Annotated in this window: 1 protein-coding gene; it reads left to right on the top strand. The window is 76.6% G+C overall.

What is annotated here, in order from left to right; genetic code table 11:
* A partial coding sequence (locus ABZ371_RS31905; protein ID WP_358686276.1) for an ATP/GTP-binding protein occupies positions 1–2,234 on the top strand: 2,234 nt, incomplete at both ends.

Genomic DNA, 2,234 nt, shown 5'->3' with positions numbered 1-2,234 from the left:
CCCGTCGACCGAGGAGTGGCTGGACACCCGCCGCCCCGCCGCCGACCCGGGCGTCTGGCGGTACGCGTACGTGCCGCGGCCGGCCCCCAAGCCGCCGAACCCCTCCCTGCTGGGCCCCCTGGCCACCCTGGTGCTGTGGCTGGTCTTCTGGGGCCTGCTCATGGACTTCCGGATCCCCTACGTGAACGTGCCGTTCATGGTCTTCACCCCGGGCGACTGGTGGGCGTTCGACCGGCTGCGCGCCGACTACGTCCCGCCCGCCGCCAACTCCCTCCAGTTGCTCTACCTGCAGGCGCTGGTCCTGCTGGCGGGGCTGTGGGCCGCCAGGCTGGGCAACTGGGCCGGAGTCGTCCGCCACCACGCCGGGCCGCACCTGCGGCGGGTACGGCTGGTCCTGTCCGCCTCCGGTGCCGCCCTCGCGCTCTGGGCCGTCTGGAGCGGCCGCGTCCCGGTCGTCGACGCCGTCATGTACCTCGTGAGCGACTGGCTGCAGGGGGGCGGCAACAAGTACCTCGCGGCCCTGGTCGCCTACGGGGCCTACGCCGTGATCCTGGCCGGGACGCTCTGGCCCTTCGCACGGGCCGGCCGGTGGCGCGCCGAGGCCCGGGAAGCCCGGACGCGCGTGCCCGCGGACCCGCCCGGCTGCCCCGCCCCCGCCCCCGCCCCCGCCCAGGCCGGCACCGGCCGCGCGACCTGGCCCGAGCTGCGCGCCGCGGGCCTCACGGAGGCGGCCGACGTCCTCGGCGCGGCGGTGCGCGCCGCGCGCATGAACGACGTCGACTGCGTACGCGTCGACCACGCCTGGACCCGCGCCCGCACCGCTCCGGACCGGTCACAGGCCTTCGAGGCGGCGGTGCTGCGCCAGGGCCCGGACGCCTTCCTCCACCCCTCGGGCCACCGGGACATCCCCCTGCGCGCCGCCCGCCACGACCTGCTGGCCGGTCAGGTCCGCCTCGGGCGCTGCGTGGACGACGAGCGCAACCCGTACGCCCGGCGGGGCTCCGGCGCCGCCCTCGACCCGGCCGTGCTCGGCACCTCCCTCCTCGCGGTCGGGCCCTCGGGGGCGGGCAAGACGACCCGGCTAGTACGCCCGGTCGTCGAGACGCTGGCGCTCCAGGCCCTCGCGGGACGATCCGCCGTGCTCGCCGTCTGCGCGGCGGGAACCCCGCTCGGCCCCGACGACGCCTACGACGTCGTCGTGAAGCTCGGCGACGCGTCCTCGGTGTACGACTTCGACCTGTACGGCGGCACGCTCGACCCCGACGAGGCGGCGGCCACGCTCGCGGAGGGGCTCGCCGGAGACGTGCCCGGCCTCGACAGCCGCCGTGCGGCGCTGGCCCTCGGCCAGGTGCTCGGCCCGTACCGCGCCGTCCACGGGCACTTCCCGGCCGTTCCCGAACTGCGCGAGCTCCTCGCGGGGAGCGAGCAGGCCCTCTCCGCGCTGCGCGAGGCGGTGCGGGCGGGCGGCCACGACTCCATGCTGCGCGAGCTGGAGGCGCGGGTCCGCCAGGCGGGGACCCCTGGCGACGCCGCCGCCGTGCTCGCCGACCGGGTCGCCCTGCTCGACCGGCCCGCGTTCGCCGGCTTCTTCGCCACCGGGGAGCAGGCCCGCCCCTTCTCCCTCCGCTCCCTCGAACAGCATCCGCTCAGGGTCCGCGTCGACCTGCCCGAACGCGCCCACGCCGGGGCGTCCCGCGTGCTGGCCAGGCTCGTCCTCGCGCAGTTCAACGCGATGGCCGCGGCGCGTGCCGACCGCTCCCTGTTCGCCGGCCTCGTGCTGGACGACGCCACGGGCACCCTGACCGCGCAGACGGTCCGGGGACTGCGGCACCTGAGGTCCGTGAACGCGGGCGCCGTACTGGTGCTGCGCACCGTCGACGACGTGCCCGAGGAACTGCACTCCGCCCTGCTCGGCGCCGTGGGCTGCGGCATGATCTTCTCCGGCATCACCACCTGGGACGGCCGGCGGTTCGCCGAGGCCTGGGGCAAGGAGTGGGTCGACGTCCGGGAGGTGGCGCAGCACACCGTCTACGCCGACCAGCCGCTGACCCGCGCCCTGCACGCCCTGCGGAGGATGGCCACCGGCAAGGCCGTGACCACCGAGGCCGTCACGGTGAGGCGGGTCGAACGCGAGCGCTGGTCCGCCTCCGCCCTCGCCTACGAGCTCCCGGCCGGGCACGCGGTCCTGTCCCTGACGACGGTGAAGGGCGAGCACGCCCCCCCGCTGCTGGTCG

The sequence above is a fragment of the Streptomyces sp. NPDC005899 genome, from assembly GCF_040629645.1.
Classification (GTDB): Bacteria; Actinomycetota; Actinomycetes; order Streptomycetales; family Streptomycetaceae; genus Streptomyces.
Note: the sequence above shows the minus strand (reverse complement) of the source record. Positions and strands in the feature narration are given on the sequence as shown.